General features: G+C 52.7%; 15 protein-coding genes and 2 tRNA genes. 16 read left to right on the top strand and 1 reads right to left on the bottom strand.

Going from position 1 to position 16,153, the window contains the following annotated elements:
• The first annotated feature begins 192 nt into the window (after nucleotides 1-192).
• Nucleotides 193-269: transfer RNA gene (locus RIC05_RS18355), tRNA-Val, on the top strand.
• A gap of 384 nt (nucleotides 270-653) precedes the next feature.
• Nucleotides 654-1,334, top strand: coding sequence for a hypothetical protein (locus RIC05_RS18350; RefSeq protein WP_350045993.1), 681 nt, complete (start codon nucleotides 654-656; stop codon nucleotides 1,332-1,334).
• 208 nt (nucleotides 1,335-1,542) lie between these two features.
• Here RIC05_RS18350 and fliG read toward each other — a convergent pair whose 3' ends face one another.
• Nucleotides 1,543-2,562, bottom strand: a complete 1,020-nt coding sequence (fliG, locus tag RIC05_RS18345; protein WP_350042338.1) for a flagellar motor switch protein FliG — start codon at nucleotides 2,560-2,562, stop codon at nucleotides 1,543-1,545.
• Between the two features lie 313 nt (nucleotides 2,563-2,875).
• Between fliG and RIC05_RS18340 the strand changes: the two genes are divergently transcribed.
• The 14 genes from RIC05_RS18340 to RIC05_RS18275 all read left to right on the top strand — a co-directional run bounded on the left by RIC05_RS18340 (nucleotide 2,876) and on the right by RIC05_RS18275 (nucleotide 16,146).
• Nucleotides 2,876-2,952 (top strand) — tRNA-Asp (locus RIC05_RS18340).
• Nucleotides 2,953-3,236: 284 nt separating this feature from the next.
• The gene (locus tag RIC05_RS18335) at nucleotides 3,237-3,602 is read left to right on the top strand and encodes an NADH-quinone oxidoreductase subunit A (RefSeq protein WP_350045992.1); all 366 of its coding nucleotides are present in this window, start codon (nucleotides 3,237-3,239) and stop codon (nucleotides 3,600-3,602) included.
• Nucleotides 3,593-4,135 carry a NuoB/complex I 20 kDa subunit family protein gene (locus RIC05_RS18330; protein WP_350042340.1) on the top strand — a complete coding sequence of 181 codons (543 nt, stop codon included), beginning with the start codon at nucleotides 3,593-3,595 and terminating at the stop codon, nucleotides 4,133-4,135. Before RIC05_RS18335 ends, RIC05_RS18330 begins: the two co-directional genes overlap by 10 nt.
• Nucleotides 4,136-4,154: 19 nt before the next feature.
• Nucleotides 4,155-4,784, top strand: coding sequence for an NADH-quinone oxidoreductase subunit C (locus RIC05_RS18325; protein ID WP_350042341.1), 630 nt, complete (start codon nucleotides 4,155-4,157; stop codon nucleotides 4,782-4,784).
• A complete protein-coding gene (locus RIC05_RS18320) occupies nucleotides 4,784-5,962 on the top strand; it encodes an NADH-quinone oxidoreductase subunit D (RefSeq protein WP_350045991.1) in 1,179 nt (392 codons plus the stop codon). Before RIC05_RS18325 ends, RIC05_RS18320 begins: the two co-directional genes overlap by 1 nt.
• Nucleotides 5,959-6,621 (top strand): NADH-quinone oxidoreductase subunit NuoE, encoded by a 663-nt coding sequence (gene nuoE / locus RIC05_RS18315; RefSeq protein ID WP_350045990.1) that lies wholly within the window; start codon nucleotides 5,959-5,961, stop codon nucleotides 6,619-6,621. Before RIC05_RS18320 ends, nuoE begins: the two co-directional genes overlap by 4 nt.
• A gap of 1 nt (nucleotide 6,622) precedes the next feature.
• Nucleotides 6,623-7,903: an NADH-quinone oxidoreductase subunit NuoF gene (nuoF, locus tag RIC05_RS18310; RefSeq protein WP_350044194.1), complete on the top strand. Its 1,281-nt coding sequence runs from the start codon at nucleotides 6,623-6,625 to the stop codon at nucleotides 7,901-7,903.
• Nucleotides 7,904-7,930: 27 nt separating this feature from the next.
• Nucleotides 7,931-9,991 (top strand): NADH-quinone oxidoreductase subunit NuoG, encoded by a 2,061-nt coding sequence (nuoG, locus tag RIC05_RS18305; RefSeq protein ID WP_350045989.1) that lies wholly within the window; start codon nucleotides 7,931-7,933, stop codon nucleotides 9,989-9,991.
• 87 nt (nucleotides 9,992-10,078) lie between these two features.
• Nucleotides 10,079-11,092: an NADH-quinone oxidoreductase subunit NuoH gene (gene nuoH / locus RIC05_RS18300; RefSeq protein WP_350045988.1), complete on the top strand. Its 1,014-nt coding sequence runs from the start codon at nucleotides 10,079-10,081 to the stop codon at nucleotides 11,090-11,092.
• Nucleotides 11,093-11,123: 31 nt separating this feature from the next.
• Nucleotides 11,124-11,612, top strand: a complete 489-nt coding sequence (gene nuoI, locus RIC05_RS18295) for an NADH-quinone oxidoreductase subunit NuoI (protein WP_350044197.1) — start codon at nucleotides 11,124-11,126, stop codon at nucleotides 11,610-11,612.
• An 82-nt stretch (nucleotides 11,613-11,694) separates the two neighbouring features.
• On the top strand, nucleotides 11,695-12,303 hold the full coding sequence (locus RIC05_RS18290) for an NADH-quinone oxidoreductase subunit J (protein WP_350044198.1): 609 nt from the start codon (nucleotides 11,695-11,697) through the stop codon (nucleotides 12,301-12,303).
• Nucleotides 12,303-12,611, top strand: coding sequence for an NADH-quinone oxidoreductase subunit NuoK (nuoK, locus tag RIC05_RS18285; protein WP_350044199.1), 309 nt, complete (start codon nucleotides 12,303-12,305; stop codon nucleotides 12,609-12,611). Before RIC05_RS18290 ends, nuoK begins: the two co-directional genes overlap by 1 nt.
• Nucleotides 12,612-12,618: 7 nt before the next feature.
• Nucleotides 12,619-14,622 carry an NADH-quinone oxidoreductase subunit L gene (gene nuoL, locus RIC05_RS18280; protein ID WP_350044200.1) on the top strand — a complete coding sequence of 668 codons (2,004 nt, stop codon included), beginning with the start codon at nucleotides 12,619-12,621 and terminating at the stop codon, nucleotides 14,620-14,622.
• Nucleotides 14,623-14,628: 6 nt separating this feature from the next.
• Nucleotides 14,629-16,146: an NADH-quinone oxidoreductase subunit M gene (locus RIC05_RS18275; protein ID WP_350045987.1), complete on the top strand. Its 1,518-nt coding sequence runs from the start codon at nucleotides 14,629-14,631 to the stop codon at nucleotides 16,144-16,146.
• The last annotated feature ends 7 nt before the right edge of the window (nucleotides 16,147-16,153 follow it).

Here is a 16,153-nt window from a genome sequence, read left to right as displayed (position 1 = left end):
GTTTTTCTTTGGCGATGTAAATCGTCCTAAAAATGCCAAATCATCCCGGAATTTGGCGGGTTTAGGTTGACCAGATGCCGATGATAAATAGCCCAGAAATAGAAGTTACATTTTTATGCAAAGTGGGCATTGCTTTTTGTAAAAAGCATGGTAAGTTCCGCCCGCTTCCGCAATACAGCGTGCGGAAACAAAGGGTGATTAGCTCAGCTGGTTAGAGCATCTCGTTTACACCGAGAGGGTCGGGAGTTCGAATCTCTCATCACCCACCACGATTAAGGCAGCCCTAAAGGCTGCCTTTTTCTTTGCCTGATTTTCCATCGCCAATGACATCAAGATCGATCCGGAATGCTTCTGAAGTGATCTGTGCTTGTGCGCCGCATCATCGGGCGCTGTAGAGCCGTTGTTACAGCATTCCCTTGGTCTCGTGACAAAGTCGCTTTGTTGCCTCTGAGCAGCTTTTAACGGGCTTAAATGGCGTTCTGGAGTTTCCTTATCCGCGCTGCGGGATGGTCAATCCTCAGGTTCAACCAAGTGACTTAACGCGATTCCTCAGCACGGTTTTGATCCATAATGGGTAACTACCTGTAAAAGTTGACGCTTGGGTGTCTGACGGGCACTGTTGCATGAACGGTCACGAGAATCGGAACCCTGACATGACTATTCTGAGATCAGAACTTTCTTCGAACGATATCGTGCGATTGGCAGGTATCGGGCGCAAGTATGTCGGGGATGGGGCCGTAGGCCGGATAAAACGGCTGCTGATCGCGTTAATGTTGCCAATACTCCTGACCAGCTGCTATCTGCCGGAATCCTTTACCATTGACCTGTCGATGGAGCGGAATGGCGATTATCGACTAAGCTATCGCGGACTGCTTGTTCAACCCAATATTACCCAAGGTTTGCTTGATGGTAGTCTGGATGCGACTGCAGAAAAGGAAAGAGTCGCAATTGTCTTGGCCGATCTCAAGCGTGATTCGGGTATAAAACAGATAAACTACACCAGCCGGGGCGTTTTTAATGTGGTTTATGAAAAACGCGGCAACATCATGCGCGAAAAAAGCTTCGTCTTTGTCCGCCGTAATTCGCGCATACTGGAAATGTTCTTCCATAAAGATCGAAACACCGTCGAAATCAGGGGTGGTTTCGTTCCTGACCAGTATCAGGATCGTCTGGATGCCCTTGGCTATCAAATGATCGGAAAAATCGAGTTTCGCACCACAGCGGGCATTCGCAGTCACAATGCTGCCGAGTTCAAGGAAATCGGTGGGCAGAACCGTCTGCGCTGGGAAATCAAATCGATTAGTGACCCCGTGCCAAACGTTATTATCGGCTAGGTTCTACCAGACACCTCATTTGCCCGGTGTAAAGTTAACAGAAGACTCGGCGTGATGGGCTTTGTGCTGCCTATAGGGCAGGGACTATTGGGGATCGTTCAGACAATGTCTTTTGCGTAATGGCACGAAAAAGGGACGGCAATAAAGCTGTCCCTTGATCCATATGTGCTGCGGTGCACATGTACGATGTTTGTACCGATTGCTTTGCTTAGAAGACCATTTCGTCTTCGCCACTGCCTTCGGAAATAACGATCTGGCCCTGTGCAGCCAGTTCTTTGGCCAGTTGAACAATCATCATTTGCGATTCTTCGACGTCTGACAAGCGGACTGGGCCAAGGGCGTCCATATCTTCCTTCATCATCTTGCCGGCACGCTCGGACATGTTCTTGAAGAACAGGTCGCGCATCTGATCGGTGGACCCTTTGAGGGCGAGGGCAAGTTTATCTTTTTCGACCTGACGCAGAAGGGTCTGAACACCGTTATTGTCAAGGCGTGCAAGGTCTTCGAAGGTGAACATAAGGGCTTTGATTTTCTCAGCCGAGTCACGGTTACGTTCTTCAAGCGCAGTAAGGAACCGGTCCTGACTTTGGCGGTCCAGGCTATTGAAGATATCCGCCATAAGTTCGTGATTGTCGCCGCGCGAGCCCCGCGCAAGGTTCGACATGAATTCGGTCCGCAATGTCTTTTCGATGTTATCAAGAACTTCTTTCTGCACCGCCTCCATGCGCAACATACGCATGATAACTTCCATCGAGAAGTTTTCCGGCAGGAGTGAAAGAACCGACGCAGAATGGCCGGGTTTCAGTTTGGAAAGAACAACACCAACGGTCTGCGGATATTCGTTTTTCAGATAGTTCGCCAGAACGGCTTCGTTCACGTTGTTCAGTTTGTCCCACATGGTACGACCCGCAGGGCCGCGGATTTCTTCCATGATGCCGTTAACACGGTCTTCGGTAAGGACTTTGGACAGAAGGCGTTCGGTGGTGTCAAACGAACCAACAAGGGAACCGGTCGAAGAAAGCTGATCGGCAAATTCGACAAACAATCGTTCGACGATGTTGGAACTGATCGTGCCAAGGCCAGCCATGCACTGGGAAATCTCTTTGATTTCCTCGTCATCCATCATGCTGAACATTTTGGTCGCGTGCTCTTCCCCAAGAGCAAGCATGAGAATCGCTGCCTTCTCAGGTCCGGCCAGTGATCTGTATTCTTCTTTAACGCGCCCCACGGGTGGTCTTCTCCGTCGTAATGACTCTGTCTCGCATTGGCACCTGAATGCGCAAACTTCCCTCTATCGCACCGTAAGATAGGAGGAATTTGTCAACAATTCTATAAAAGCCGACGCGCCTTTGCAAAGCCCTACACGTATAGGCGGTCGAAAATGTACAGAAAGGGTTAATTCAGTACAAATTCTGACCGAAATTGCATTTCAGAAGGTGATGATCGTCCGTGCAATTGTCGAAAGGGTTGAAAACACTGCTAGCTGCTTGACTTGGTTTAGGGTGTGGTCTAACAAAGGCCCGCCGATTGATGGTCATTTTGCGGGCGTAGCTCAGTTGGTTAGAGCGCCGGCCTGTCACGCCGGAGGCCGCGAGTTCAAGTCTCGTCGCTCGCGCCATGACCCATCAAATGTTGTCTTATGTCGGGCGTTTCGTCTTTTCCGCGATCGCCTTTTCATGTGTTGCTTTTGCAGCTTCGCACGATTTGGTCTTGATCATCTCGACGTTCAGCCCGATATCCGACGATAGTAAACGGTAAAAAGATTAGAAAGTTTCCGGTCTTAGAGCATCTTAAACCTGCTTGAGGGCTGGAACTTGTGCGGTGCATACGTTATGGTGCGCCGTAATGGGCCAGGTGGGGACCTGGTCGGGTCAGAAGGCCTGTTCTTGAGAGGTCAGAGAGATGCAAGAGCTTCTTTCGGAATATCTTCCGATCCTGGTGTTCATCGGGATCGCCGTCGTCTTGTCGGCGTTAATCGTCATCGCGTCACTGGTTCTTGCCAAGCAGGCACCGGATGTTGAAAAGCTATCCGCATATGAGTGCGGTTTTGCGCCGTTCGAGGACGCGCGCATCAAATTCGATGTTCGGTTCTATCTGGTTGCAATCTTGTTCATTATTTTCGATCTCGAAGTCGCCTTCCTGTTCCCTTGGGCTGTTACCCTTGGCGATATCGGAACGTTCGGCTTTGTATCGATGGTGATCTTCCTGGCTGTTCTGACGGTCGGATTTATCTATGAATGGAAGAAGGGAGCTTTGGAATGGGAGTGAGCACCAATACAGGCGCACCCCTGGCACCCGGTACGGATCAGGATACCCTGCTTAAAGGTGTGTTTGACGAGATGAACGACAAGGGCTTTGTCCTTGCCAATCTCGATAAACTCGCCAGCTGGGCAAGCTCTGGTTCGATGTGGCCAATGACCTTTGGTCTGGCCTGCTGTGCTGTTGAGATGATGCATTCGGCTGCGTCGCGTTATGACCTTGACCGTTATGGTCTGGTCTTCCGCCCAAGCCCGCGTCAGTCAGACGTTATGATCGTTGCTGGTACACTGACCAACAAAATGGCCCCGGCACTGCGTAAGGTCTATGACCAGATGGCAGAACCGCGTTGGGTTATTTCGATGGGCTCGTGCGCCAATGGCGGCGGTTACTATCATTATTCCTATTCGGTGGTTCGCGGTTGTGACCGTGTCGTCCCGGTTGACGTTTATGTTCCGGGGTGCCCGCCGACAGCCGAAGCGCTGATTTACGGCGTGATGCAGTTGCAAAAGAAAATCCGCCGAACTGGTGTTCTGACACGCTGATCCGTAATAGGGGGCTTGCATGAGCGAACTGCTCAGCGATAACAGCGCCGCATTGAATGATCTTAAAGATCTTGTGGTGTCCCAGCTTGCGAACGAAATTCTCGAAAGCGAGATTCGTTACGGCGAGCTGACCATCGTCGCCAAGCGCGATGATATTCTAAAAGTTCTGACGTTCCTTCGGGACGATACCGGCTGCTTGTTCAAGCAGCTTATCGATGTTTGTGGTGCCGATTATCCGGAACGTGTTGAACGTTTTGATGTCGTGTATCACCTGTTGTCGCTTAAACATAACCTGCGCATTCGTGTGAAGGTCCGCACCGACGAAGAAACACCGGTACAAAGCTGTGTTCCGCTTTTCAGCGCCGCCAATTGGTTCGAGCGCGAAGCATGGGATATGTACGGTATCTTCTTTGCCGATCATCCAGATCCCCGTCGTATCCTGACCGATTATGGTTTTGAAGGTCATCCGCTGCGTAAGGATTTCCCGCTGACCGGTTATGTCGAAGTTCGTTATGACGATGAGCAAAAGCGCGTTGTCTACGAGCCGGTGAAACTGGTTCAGGATTTCCGCAATTTCGATTTCGAAAGCCCATGGGAAGGCATCCAGCATGTTCTTCCGGGTGATGAAAAGGCGGAGGGCAAAGCCTGATGTCCGAACAAAAAATTAAAAATATGACCATGAACTTCGGCCCGCAGCACCCTGCGGCGCACGGGGTTTTGCGTTTGGTTCTGGAAATGGACGGCGAAGTTGTCGAACGTTCCGACCCGCATATTGGTCTTTTGCATCGTGGTACGGAAAAGCTGATCGAATATAAGACCTATATTCAGGCAACGCCGTACTTCGACCGTCTTGATTATGTTGCGCCGATGAACCAGGAGCATGCTTATTGCCTGGCCATCGAAAAGCTGATGGGCATCGAAGTGCCCAAGCGTGCGCAGTATATCCGTGTTCTGTATGCGGAAATCGGTCGTATCCTGAACCACATTCTGAACTTGACCGCGTTCGCACTGGACGTTGGCGCGATGACTCCGCTTCTGTGGGGCTTCGAAGAACGTGAAAAACTCATGGAATTCTATGAGCGCGCCTGTGGTGCCCGTCTTCACGCCAACTATTTCCGTCCGGGCGGTGTTGCTGCTGATCTTCCGGCAGGTCTTCTTGAAGACATTGACGCGTGGGCAGATCAATACGACATCTTCATGAATGACTTTGATCGCGTTCTGGTCGGCAACCGTATCTTTAAACAGCGTACGGTCGATATCGGAACTGTGACGGCGGAAGAGGCCCTTGATTGGGGCTTTACCGGTCCGAACATTCGCGCATCGGGTCTGGCATGGGATCTGCGTAAATCGCAGCCATATGATTCGTATGAAGAATTCGACTTCGACATTCCTGTCGGCAAGAACGGCGATTGCTATGATCGCTTCCTTGTTCGCTTTGAAGAGATGTGGCAGTCACTGAAAATCATCAAGCAGGCCATCAAAAATATGCCTGATGGTCCTGTTATTGTTGAAAATAACAAGGTGGCTCCACCGTCGCGCGCCGAAATGAAGCGTTCGATGGAAGCACTTATCCATCACTTCAAACTCTTCACCGAAGGGTTCCACGTTCCGGCTGGCGAATGCTATGCCGCGGTCGAGGCACCAAAGGGCGAGTTTGGTGTGTATCTTGTTTCGGATGGCTCGAACCGTCCGTATCGCTGCAAAATCCGCGCACCCGGGTTCCCGCACCTTCAGGCCATCGACTTTATGTCCAAAGGTCACATGTTGGCCGACGTCGTTGCCAATATCGGGTCGCTAGATATCGTTTTCGGTGAGATTGACCGATGAGCCATGTAAGAAGACCAGCTCCGAAAGAGCTTCAACCTGTCAGCTTTGCTTTCACTCCGGAATATATGGAAAAAGCAAAGAAGATCATCACCAAGTATCCGGAAGGCCGCCAGCAGAGCGCGGTTATGCCGTTGCTTGATCTGGCCCAGCGTCAGACCGAAGGCAACTGGGTTCCGACTGTCGCAATGGATTACATTGCAGACATGCTCGAAATGCCGGCCATTCGTGTCTACGAGGTCGCAACCTTCTATACGATGTATAATCTTGCCCCGGTCGGTAAGAATTTCATCCAGGTTTGCACCACGACGCCGTGCTGGCTTCGCGGTTCTGCCGACGTTGTCGAGACCTGCAAAAAGGAACTTGGCATCGGCATCGGCGAGACCACTGAAGATGGTCTTTTTACCATGATTGAAGTTGAATGCCTTGGCGCGTGTGTGAATGCGCCGATGATGCAGATCAACGACGATTTCTACGAAGACCTGACCGCCGATACGACCAAGGCAATCCTCGATACCTTGAAAAAAGGTGAGAAACCTAAAGTTGGCCCGCAAAGCGGCCGCAAAGGGTGTGAGCCGATTGATGGTCCGAAGGTTCTGAAAGCATTCTGTGGCTGCGGTGCAGCCCCGCAGGATGCCGATGCAAGCAAAGGGGACGCCTGATATGCTGCAGGATAAGGATCGTATCTTTACCAACCTGTATGGTTTTCAGGACTTCGGTCTTAAAGGTGCACAGGCACGTGGTAACTGGGACGGGACCAAGGGGCTGATCGAAAAAGGCCGCGACTGGATCATCGATGAAATGAAATCATCGGGGATGCGCGGTCGTGGGGGCGCAGGCTTCCCGACCGGCCTTAAATGGTCGTTCATGCCCAAAGAATCCGATGGTCGTCCGAGCTATCTTGTCGTCAATGCTGACGAAGGCGAGCCGGGCACCTGTAAAGACCGCGAGATCATGCGTAATGATCCGCATACATTGATTGAAGGCTGCCTGTTGGCTGCTGTCGCGATGAACGCACATGCCGGATATATCTATATCCGTGGTGAGTTCTATCACGAAGCATCGAACCTGCAGATCGCGATTGATCAGGCATACGAAGCCGGTTTCCTTGGCAAGAATGCCTGTGGTTCTGGTTGGGACTTTGACCTTTACGTCCATCTTGGGGCGGGTGCTTATATCTGTGGCGAAGAAACAGCCCTGATTGAAAGCCTTGAAGGTAAAAAAGGTCAGCCGCGTCTTAAGCCACCATTCCCGGCGAATGCCGGTTTGTATGGTTGCCCGACCACGGTCAACAATGTTGAAAGTATCGCAGCGGTTCCGACCATTCTGCGTCGTGGCGGCTCATGGTTCTCAAGCTTTGGCCGTGAGAATAACCACGGGACCAAGCTGTTTGCCATTTCCGGTCACGTCGAAAAGCCGTGCACCGTGGAAGAAGCAATGAGCATTCCGCTGCGTGAACTGATCGACAAGCATTGTGGTGGCGTTCGCGGCGGCTGGGATAATCTTCTGGCGGTTATTCCGGGCGGTTCTTCGGTTCCGTTGATGCCGAAAGATGTTTGCGACAACGTATTGATGGACTTTGATGGCCTGCGTGAAGTGGGGTCGGGTCTTGGTACGGCGGCCGTGATCGTCATGGACAAGTCCACGGACATTGTTTACGCGATCGCGCGTCTGTCGGAATTCTACAAACATGAAAGCTGTGGTCAGTGCACGCCGTGCCGTGAAGGTACGGGGTGGATGGCACGTATTATGTCGCGCATGGTTCGCGGTCAGGCCACGCTTGATGAAATTGATATGTTGTGGGATGTGACCAAACAGGTCGAAGGCCACACCATTTGTGCGCTTGGCGATGCAGCCGCATGGCCTATTCAGGGCCTTATCCGACATTTCCGTCCCGAAATGGAACGTCGGATCAAGGAATATCGCGCGCGGATCGCGGCCTGAGAGGGGCCTGTTGAGAGGGATTGAGACATGCCGAAACTAACAGTTGACGGTATAGAAGTTGAAGTAGAAGCCGGGGCGACTGTTCTGCAGGCCTGTGAAGAGGCCGGTAAGGAAATCCCGCGTTTCTGCTATCACGAGCGCCTGTCAATCGCCGGTAACTGCCGTATGTGTCTGGTTGAAATGGAACGCGCGCCCAAGCCGGTCGCGTCCTGTGCCATGCCTGCTGCAGATGGAATGGTGATCAAAACGGATTCCCCGCTGGTGCATAAAGCACGCAGCGGCGTTATGGAATTCCTGCTGATCAACCACCCGCTAGATTGCCCGATCTGTGATCAGGGCGGTGAATGTGACCTACAGGACCAGGCAATGGCCTATGGGTGTGGTTCATCGCGCTACGCTGAGAAAAAGCGTGCGGTCAAAGACAAAGAACTTGGCCCGATCGTAAAAACGATCATGACGCGCTGCATTCACTGCACACGTTGCGTTCGTTTCTCCGAGGAAGTCGCAGGTGTCGGCACCATGGGTGCTGTCTATCGTGGCGAAGACACCGAGGTCGGACCGTATATCGAAGCATCGATCAACTCCGAACTTTCGGGGAACCTGATTGATCTTTGCCCGGTTGGCGCCTTGACGTCCAAACCGTATGCGTTCACCGCACGTCCGTGGGAATTGAAAAAGACCGACAGCGTCGATGTGATGGACGCGGTTGGGTCGAACATTCGTATTGATGCGCGTACCGGCGAAGTTCTTCGTGTGCTTCCGCGCACCAACGAAGACATCAACGAAGAATGGATTTCGGACAAAACCCGTTATGCCATTGATGGTCTGAAGCGTCAGCGTCTTGACCGTCCATATGTTCGCGTGAATGGCAAACTCCAGCCTGCAAGCTGGGACGAAGCATTTGCCGCGATCAAGGCAAAGGTTTCCGGGCTGGATGGCAAACAGATTGCAGCCATCGCCGGGGACACGGTTGATTGTGAATCCATGACTGCGTTGAAAGACCTGATGGGGAAACTCGGTTCGCCGAACCTTGATTGCCGTCAGGATGGCTCCAAAATTGGTGGCCCACGCGGTTCTTACATCTTCAACAGCACGATTTCGGGCATCGATGAAGCAGATGTCTGCTTGGTCGTTGGTGCGAATGTGCGTGCTGAAGCGCCGATCATTAATTCCCGCCTGCGTAAGCGCTGGCGTGCGACGGCTGGTGATTTCAAACTCGGGATCATTGGCGAGAAATGGGATCCGACCTTCAAGACCGATTATCTTGGCGCAGGTCCGGACACCCTTGCAGAAATTCTTGATGGCAAGAACGACTTCGCCAAGCTTCTCAAAGCGGCTGATAAACCGATGATCATTGTCGGCATGGGCGCTTTGAACCGTGAAGATGGCGATGCTGTTCTGGCGGCTACCCGTGCGATTGCCGAGAAATTCGGTATGGTTTCTGGTGAATGGAACGGCTTTAACGTTCTGCACACCGCCGCATCGCGTGTCGGCGGCCTTGATCTGGGCTTTGTCCCGGGTAAGGGCGGTCTGGCAACCAACGACATTCTTGATGGTGCTGCAAAAGGCGATGTCAAAGTTGTCTATCTGTTGGGGGCTGATGAAGTCGACACCAGCAAACTGGAAAAGGCATTTGTCATTTACCAGGGTGCGATGGGCGATGCCGGCGCACAGGCCGCAGATGTCATTCTGCCCGGTGCTGCCTATACCGAAAAGAACGGGACTTACGTCAACACCGAAGGCCGTGCACAGCAGGGCTGGCGCGCAATCTTCCCGCTGGGTGATGCACGTGAAGACTGGACGATTGTTCGTGCACTTTCGGGCGCACTGGATATGACCCTGCCGTACGATAATATCGATGCTGTTCGCGCCCGCATGGTGGAAATCAGCCCGACCTTTGCGTCGCTGAATGTTCCATCCAAGGCCGAATGGACCGATTTCGGTAAAGCAGGTGACATGAAGCCGGAAGGCTTCGTATCGCCGGTTCGCAATTTCTATATGACCGACCCGATCAGTCGTGCATCGGTAACAATGGCCAAATGTACTGAGGCCTTTGTTAAAGAAGCGGCTGCCGAGAAGGTTGCCTGAGTAAGGGGGGCGGCGATCTGATCGTCGCCCATCCCGCAAGGGGGTGTCCCAATTCAGGGACGAAACGCAAAAGATACGGTTTGACCGATGGAACTTCTTTGGGACGGATATATTGAACCGGTAGTCTGGATCGTCGCCAAGATTTTGGCGATTGTGGTCCCGCTGCTGGTTGCTGTCGCTTATCTGACCTACGCAGAGCGTAAGGTCATCGGTGCTATTCAGCTCCGTAAAGGCCCGAACGTTGTGGGGCCGTTTGGCCTTTTGCAACCGCTTGCTGATGGTCTGAAGCTGTTTCTGAAAGAAACAATCATTCCGAGCAGCGCGAACAAGGGCGTGTTTATCATCGCCCCGATGCTGACATTCATTCTGGCGATCATTGCCTGGGCGGTTATTCCGTTCGACGAGGGCATGGTTCTGGCGGATTTGAACGTTGGTATCCTTTATATTTTTGCGATTTCTTCGCTGGGTGTTTACGGCATCGTGATGGCCGGTTGGGCATCGAACTCCAAATACGCATTTCTTGGCGCGCTGCGTTCCGGCGCCCAGATGGTTTCGTACGAGATTTCGATTGGCCTGATCATCATTTCGGTTCTGTTGACCACCGGTTCCCTGAATTTGAGCGACATCGTCCGCGGTCAGGTTGGCGGCATGTGGGAGTGGAACTTCGTTTATCACTTCCCGATGTTCATCGTCTTCATCGTGTCCATTCTGGCAGAAACCAACCGCGCACCGTTTGACCTTCCCGAAGCTGAGGCCGAACTGGTATCTGGTTATAACGTCGATTATTCGGCAATGACCTTTGCGCTGTTCTTCCTGGGTGAATACGCAAACATGATCCTGATGAGTGGCCTCTGTGCCATTCTGTTCCTGGGTGGTTGGACCGCGCCGTTGCCGTTCCTTGAATTCATCCCCGGGGCGATCTGGTTCATTCTGAAGATCTGTTTCGTTCTGTTCATCTTCTTGTGGGTGCGTGCAACATTCCCGCGTTACCGCTATGACCAACTGATGCGTCTGGGCTGGAAAATCTTCCTGCCGCTGTCGTTCGCCTGGGTCATGCTGGTTGCCACGTTCCTCGTTGTATTTGACAAGGTCCCGGCCTGATCGCCGCGCATCGGAAAGAGAGAGGTAAACGATGTCATTTATTGATCGGACGGCCCGGAGCTTCCTGCTCGTGGAACTCGTATCGGGTATGGCGCTCACCTTGAAATATATGTTCAAGCCAAAAGTGACGCTGAACTACCCGTATGAAAAAGGTCCGCTGAGCCCGCGTTTCCGTGGCGAACACGCCCTGCGCCGCTATCCCAACGGGGAAGAGCGCTGCATTGCCTGTAAGCTGTGCGAAGCAATCTGCCCGGCACAGGCCATCACCATCGAGGTGGAGCCGCGTGACGATGGTTCGCGTCGTACAACCCGCTACGACATTGATATGACGAAATGCATCTATTGTGGTTTCTGCGAAGAAGCCTGCCCGGTAGATGCCATCGTCGAAGGTCCGAACTTCGAGTTCGCAACCGAAAACCGCGAGGAGCTGTTCTATGACAAGGACAAGCTTCTTGAAAACGGCGAGCGCTGGGAAGCCGAGCTTGCCGCACGATTGGAGGCAGACGCACCTTACCGGTAAGTGTCGCGTCTGATCGTTAGAAAGAGAGTTATGGGCCGTTGTTTGCCAAAAGGGCGTCAACGGCTCGCCAAGGGGGTACCTTATGGTCGTACAGGCTTTGGCTTTTTACTTGTTTGCTACCGTCGCGGTTTTGTCTGCGACTGCGGTTGTGACCGTTCGCAACCCGGTGCATTCGGTATTGTTGCTGATCTTGACATTCTTTAACGCAGCGGGACTTTTCGTTCTGCTGGGTGCCGAGTTTCTCGCCATGCTTCTCGTCGTCGTTTATGTCGGCGCGGTTGCGGTCTTGTTCCTGTTCGTTGTGATGATGCTGGACATCAACTTTGTTGAGATGCGCCAGGGTTTCCTGAACTACTTGCCGATCGGGGTTCTGATCGCAGTTGTTCTGTTTGTCGAACTGGCACTTGTTGGCGCAGGTTGGACTCTTACCGATGAGGCGGTCGCGGTACTTGCGCAGCCGACACCCGTCGGTGTGACCAACGTAGAGGCGCTCGGCCAATTGATTTACACCGATTACGTATACATCTTCCAGGCGGCTGGTCTGGTTCTGCTTGTTGCGATGATCGGGGCAATTGTCTTGACGCTGCGTCACCGTGAAGGTGTCCGCCGTCAGAATATCTCCGAGCAGATCAAGCGTACCCGCGCTGATACGCTTGAAATCAAAAAAGTCCAGGTTGGAAGGGGGATCTGATGGAAATCGGTCTTGCACATTATCTGACCGTCGCGGCGATCCTTTTCACGCTCGGGATCTTCGGCATCTTCATGAACCGTAAGAACGTCATCATCATCATGATGTCAATCGAGCTGATGCTGCTGGCAGTCAATATCAACCTTGTCTCGTTCTCGTCATTCCTTGGCGACCTTGTTGGACAGGTCTTTACCATCTTCGTTCTGACGGTTGCGGCGGCTGAAGCGGCAATTGGTCTGGCGATCCTGGTCGTCTATTTCCGTAACCGCGGCACCATCGCGGTCGAAGACATCAACATGATGAAGGGGTAAGGCAGATATGTATCCGCTGATTGTATTCCTGCCCCTGATCGCGGCAGCCATCGCCGGGACCATCACGCTTGTTGGCGCCATGTCGACATCGAAGGATGCTCCGCATGATGCGCATGGTCATCATCATCATGGTGTTTCGTCCGGCGATCGCGTGGCACAGCTTGTCACCGTTTGCGGTGTTGTAATTTCCTTTATTATTTCCATCTTTGCCTTTGTCGATGTTGCCCTTGGCGGTAACCCGGTAACGATTGAACTGTTCACCTGGATTTCTTCGGGCAACTTTGATGCGTCCTGGGCGCTGCGTATTGATACGCTGACCTGTGTGATGCTGATTGTTGTGACCGGCGTTTCCTCGATGGTTCATATCTATTCCATCGGCTATATGTCGCATGACCCGGACAAGCCGCGCTTTATGGCGTATCTCAGCCTGTTCACCTTTGCGATGCTGATGCTGATTACCGCAGACAACCTGATCCAGCTGTTCTTCGGTTGGGAAGGCGTTGGTCTGGCATCCTATCTTCTGATCGGTTTCTGGTATTCCAAGCCATCGGCATCTGCCGCTGCGATCAAGGCGTTCCTTGTGAACCGTGTTGGTGACTTTGGCTTTGCGCTGGGGATCTTTGCGGTCTATGTGCTGTTCGATAGCGTTCAGTTCGACGTCATCTTTGCCAATGCCGAAGAAGTCGCCGGATCGACCTTGATGTTCCTTGGTTATGAGTTCTCGGCCTTGGAAATTACCTGCTTCCTGCTGTTTATCGGCGCGATGGGTAAATCGGCACAGCTTGGCCTGCACACCTGGCTTCCAGACGCAATGGAAGGCCCAACCCCGGTTTCCGCACTTATTCACGCGGCAACCATGGTGACGGCTGGTGTGTTCATGGTCGCCCGTCTGTCGCCGATCTTTGAATATGCTGAAACAACCTTGATGATCGTAACCATTGTCGGTGCATCGACGGCATTCTTTGCGGCGACCATCGGCTGTGTGCAGAACGACATTAAACGCGTGATCGCATACTCGACCTGTTCGCAGCTTGGCTATATGTTCTTTGCCTGCGGCGTGTCGGCCTATTCGGCAGGTGTGTTCCACCTGATGACGCACGGTTTCTTCAAAGCACTGCTGTTCCTTGGTGCAGGTTCGGTCATCCACGCAATGTCGGATGAACAGGACATGCGCAAAATGGGCGGCATCTGGAAAATGGTTCCGGTGACCTTTGCCGTGATGATGGTTGGTACGTTGGCCATTACCGGTGTTCCGGGTCTTGCCGGCTTCTATTCCAAAGACCTTGTCATCGAAAGTGCCTATGCGGCACATACCGGTGTTGGTCTTTATGCCTTCTGGGCAGGTATCCTTGCGGCCTTGATGACCTCGTTCTATAGCTGGCGTCTGGTCTTTATGACCTTCTTTGGTGCCCCGCGTGCCGATGAACGCACCATGGCGCATGTCCATGAAAGCCCGGCGATCATGACGGGACCGCTTTTGTTCCTGACCATCGGTGCGATCTTTGCCGGTTGGTTTGCAAAAGACTGGTTCGGTGGCGGTGACTATGAAGAAATGCTGTCCTTCTGGAATGGCGCGCTCTTCATGGCAGAAGGCCATCAGGCGCTTGAAAATGCACACCATGTTCCGGGCTGGGTCAAGCTGGCACCATTTGTTGCGATGATCACTGGTTTTGCACTTGCTGTTGTGATGTACAAACTGGTTCCGTCGCTTCCACGGACGTTGGCGAACACCTTTAACGGTCTGTACCGCTTCGTTCTGAACAAATGGTACTTTGACGAACTCTATGACAAGATTTTCGTAAAACCGGCCTTTTCACTGGGCTATGGCTTATGGAAGTCAGGGGATGGTGCCATCATTGATGGTTGCGGTCCGGATGGTGTGGCGGCGGCTTGCCGTAACATCGCACGTCGCGTCAGCGCCATTCAGAGTGGTTTCGTTTATCACTATGCATTCGCGATGCTGATTGGCATTGCGGCGCTGGTCTCCTACACAATTTGGAAGATGGGTTAACGGGCGATGAGTGATTGGCCAATTCTTTCGATCGTCACCTTCTTGCCGCTGGTCGGTGCAGCCTTGCTGCTTCTGATCAATGGCGATGAGGCGAATGTCGCCCGCAATTCCCGTTGGGTTGCGCTTTGGACCTCGGGGTTCACCTTCCTTGTATCTTTGATGCTGTGGGTGAATTTCGACACAACGACCGCAGATTTCCAGTTCGTCGAGCAGGCGGACTGGATGCCGGGTCTGAACATTTCCTATCACATGGGCGTTGACGGTATTTCCGTTCTGTTCGTCCTGCTTGCGACCTTCCTGACACCGATTTGTATTTTGTCGGCATGGGAAGCAATTCAGAAGCGCGTGAAGGAATACATGATCGCCTTCCTCGTTCTTGAAACGATGATGGTCGGTATGTTCAGCTCGCTTGACGGTTTGTTGTTCTATCTGTTCTTCGAAGGCGTTCTGATCCCGATGTTTATCATCATCGGTGTCTGGGGCGGTCAGCGTCGTGTTTACGCTGCATTCAAGTTGTTCCTTTATACGCTTCTTGGCTCGGTTCTGATGCTGGTTGCGCTGCTGGCGATGTATTTCGAAGCAGGCACGACCGACATCCCGACCCTGATGGAATACGGGTTCGACTATAATATGCAGCTTTGGCTATGGCTGGCCTTCTTCGCATCCTTTGCTGTTAAAGTTCCGATGTGGCCGGTTCATACCTGGCTTCCCGATGCCCACGTTGAAGCACCGACTGCCGGTTCTGTTATTCTGGCTGGCGTGCTGTTGAAAATGGGTGGTTACGGTTTCCTGCGTTTCTCGCTGCCGATGATGCCGCTGGCATCTGAAACCTTTGCGCCGCTTGTCTTCACGCTGTCGATTGTTGCAATCATTTATACGTCTCTGGTGGCACTCGCCCAGCAGGACATGAAAAAGCTGATTGCATATTCGTCGGTTGCCCATATGGGGATCGTGACCATCGGTGCTTTCACCTTTAATCAGCATGGTATCGAAGGTTCGATCTTCCAGATGCTCAGCCACGGTGTGGTTTCCGGTGCGCTGTTCTTGTGTGTTGGTGTTGTCTATGACCGCATCCATACCCGTGAAATCGACGCCTATGGCGGTCTGGTTCACCGGATGCCGGGATACGCATTCATCTTCATGTTCTTCACCATGGCGTCTGTCGGTCTTCCGGGGACGGGTGGGTTTGTTGGCGAAATCCTGACATTGTTGGGGGCGTTTGAAGCCAACACCTGGGTCGCGTTCTTTGCGGCAACCGGACTGATCCTTGGTGCGGCATATGCGCTGTATCTTTATCGTCGGATCATCTTCGGGGCCCTGACCAAGGAAAACCTGAAATCGATCCTCGATCTAAGTCCGCGTGAATGGATCATCTTTGCTCCGTTGGTGATTGTCGTCCTTTGGATGGGGGTCTATCCGGTCTCCTTCCTCGACATCATGCATGTTTCGGTTGAGAACCTCGTCAACCATGTTGAAACGGCCCAGGCTGCAGCGGCAAATGCCGCCCAGCTGGCCGCGAATTGAGGGGAAT

The organism is Thalassospira sp., from assembly GCF_040218635.1.
GTDB lineage: Bacteria > Pseudomonadota > Alphaproteobacteria > Rhodospirillales > Thalassospiraceae > Thalassospira.
The sequence above is the reverse complement of the archived record's forward strand: the minus strand, read 5'-3'. Positions and strand labels throughout refer to the sequence as shown.

Coding starts and splice junctions, on each gene's coding strand:
- nuoK (WP_350044199.1), top strand. CDS start 12,303: ATGGAAATCGGTCTTGCACATTATCTGACCGTCGCGGCGATCCTTTTC.
- nuoG (WP_350045989.1), top strand. CDS start 7,931: ATGCCGAAACTAACAGTTGACGGTATAGAAGTTGAAGTAGAAGCCGGG.
- RIC05_RS18335 (WP_350045992.1), top strand. CDS start 3,237: ATGCAAGAGCTTCTTTCGGAATATCTTCCGATCCTGGTGTTCATCGGG.
- nuoL (WP_350044200.1), top strand. CDS start 12,619: ATGTATCCGCTGATTGTATTCCTGCCCCTGATCGCGGCAGCCATCGCC.
- RIC05_RS18290 (WP_350044198.1), top strand. CDS start 11,695: ATGGTCGTACAGGCTTTGGCTTTTTACTTGTTTGCTACCGTCGCGGTT.
- nuoI (WP_350044197.1), top strand. CDS start 11,124: ATGTCATTTATTGATCGGACGGCCCGGAGCTTCCTGCTCGTGGAACTC.
- nuoH (WP_350045988.1), top strand. CDS start 10,079: ATGGAACTTCTTTGGGACGGATATATTGAACCGGTAGTCTGGATCGTC.
- RIC05_RS18350 (WP_350045993.1), top strand. CDS start 654: ATGACTATTCTGAGATCAGAACTTTCTTCGAACGATATCGTGCGATTG.
- RIC05_RS18320 (WP_350045991.1), top strand. CDS start 4,784: ATGTCCGAACAAAAAATTAAAAATATGACCATGAACTTCGGCCCGCAG.
- nuoF (WP_350044194.1), top strand. CDS start 6,623: ATGCTGCAGGATAAGGATCGTATCTTTACCAACCTGTATGGTTTTCAG.
- RIC05_RS18325 (WP_350042341.1), top strand. CDS start 4,155: ATGAGCGAACTGCTCAGCGATAACAGCGCCGCATTGAATGATCTTAAA.
- RIC05_RS18330 (WP_350042340.1), top strand. CDS start 3,593: ATGGGAGTGAGCACCAATACAGGCGCACCCCTGGCACCCGGTACGGAT.
- RIC05_RS18275 (WP_350045987.1), top strand. CDS start 14,629: ATGAGTGATTGGCCAATTCTTTCGATCGTCACCTTCTTGCCGCTGGTC.
- nuoE (WP_350045990.1), top strand. CDS start 5,959: ATGAGCCATGTAAGAAGACCAGCTCCGAAAGAGCTTCAACCTGTCAGC.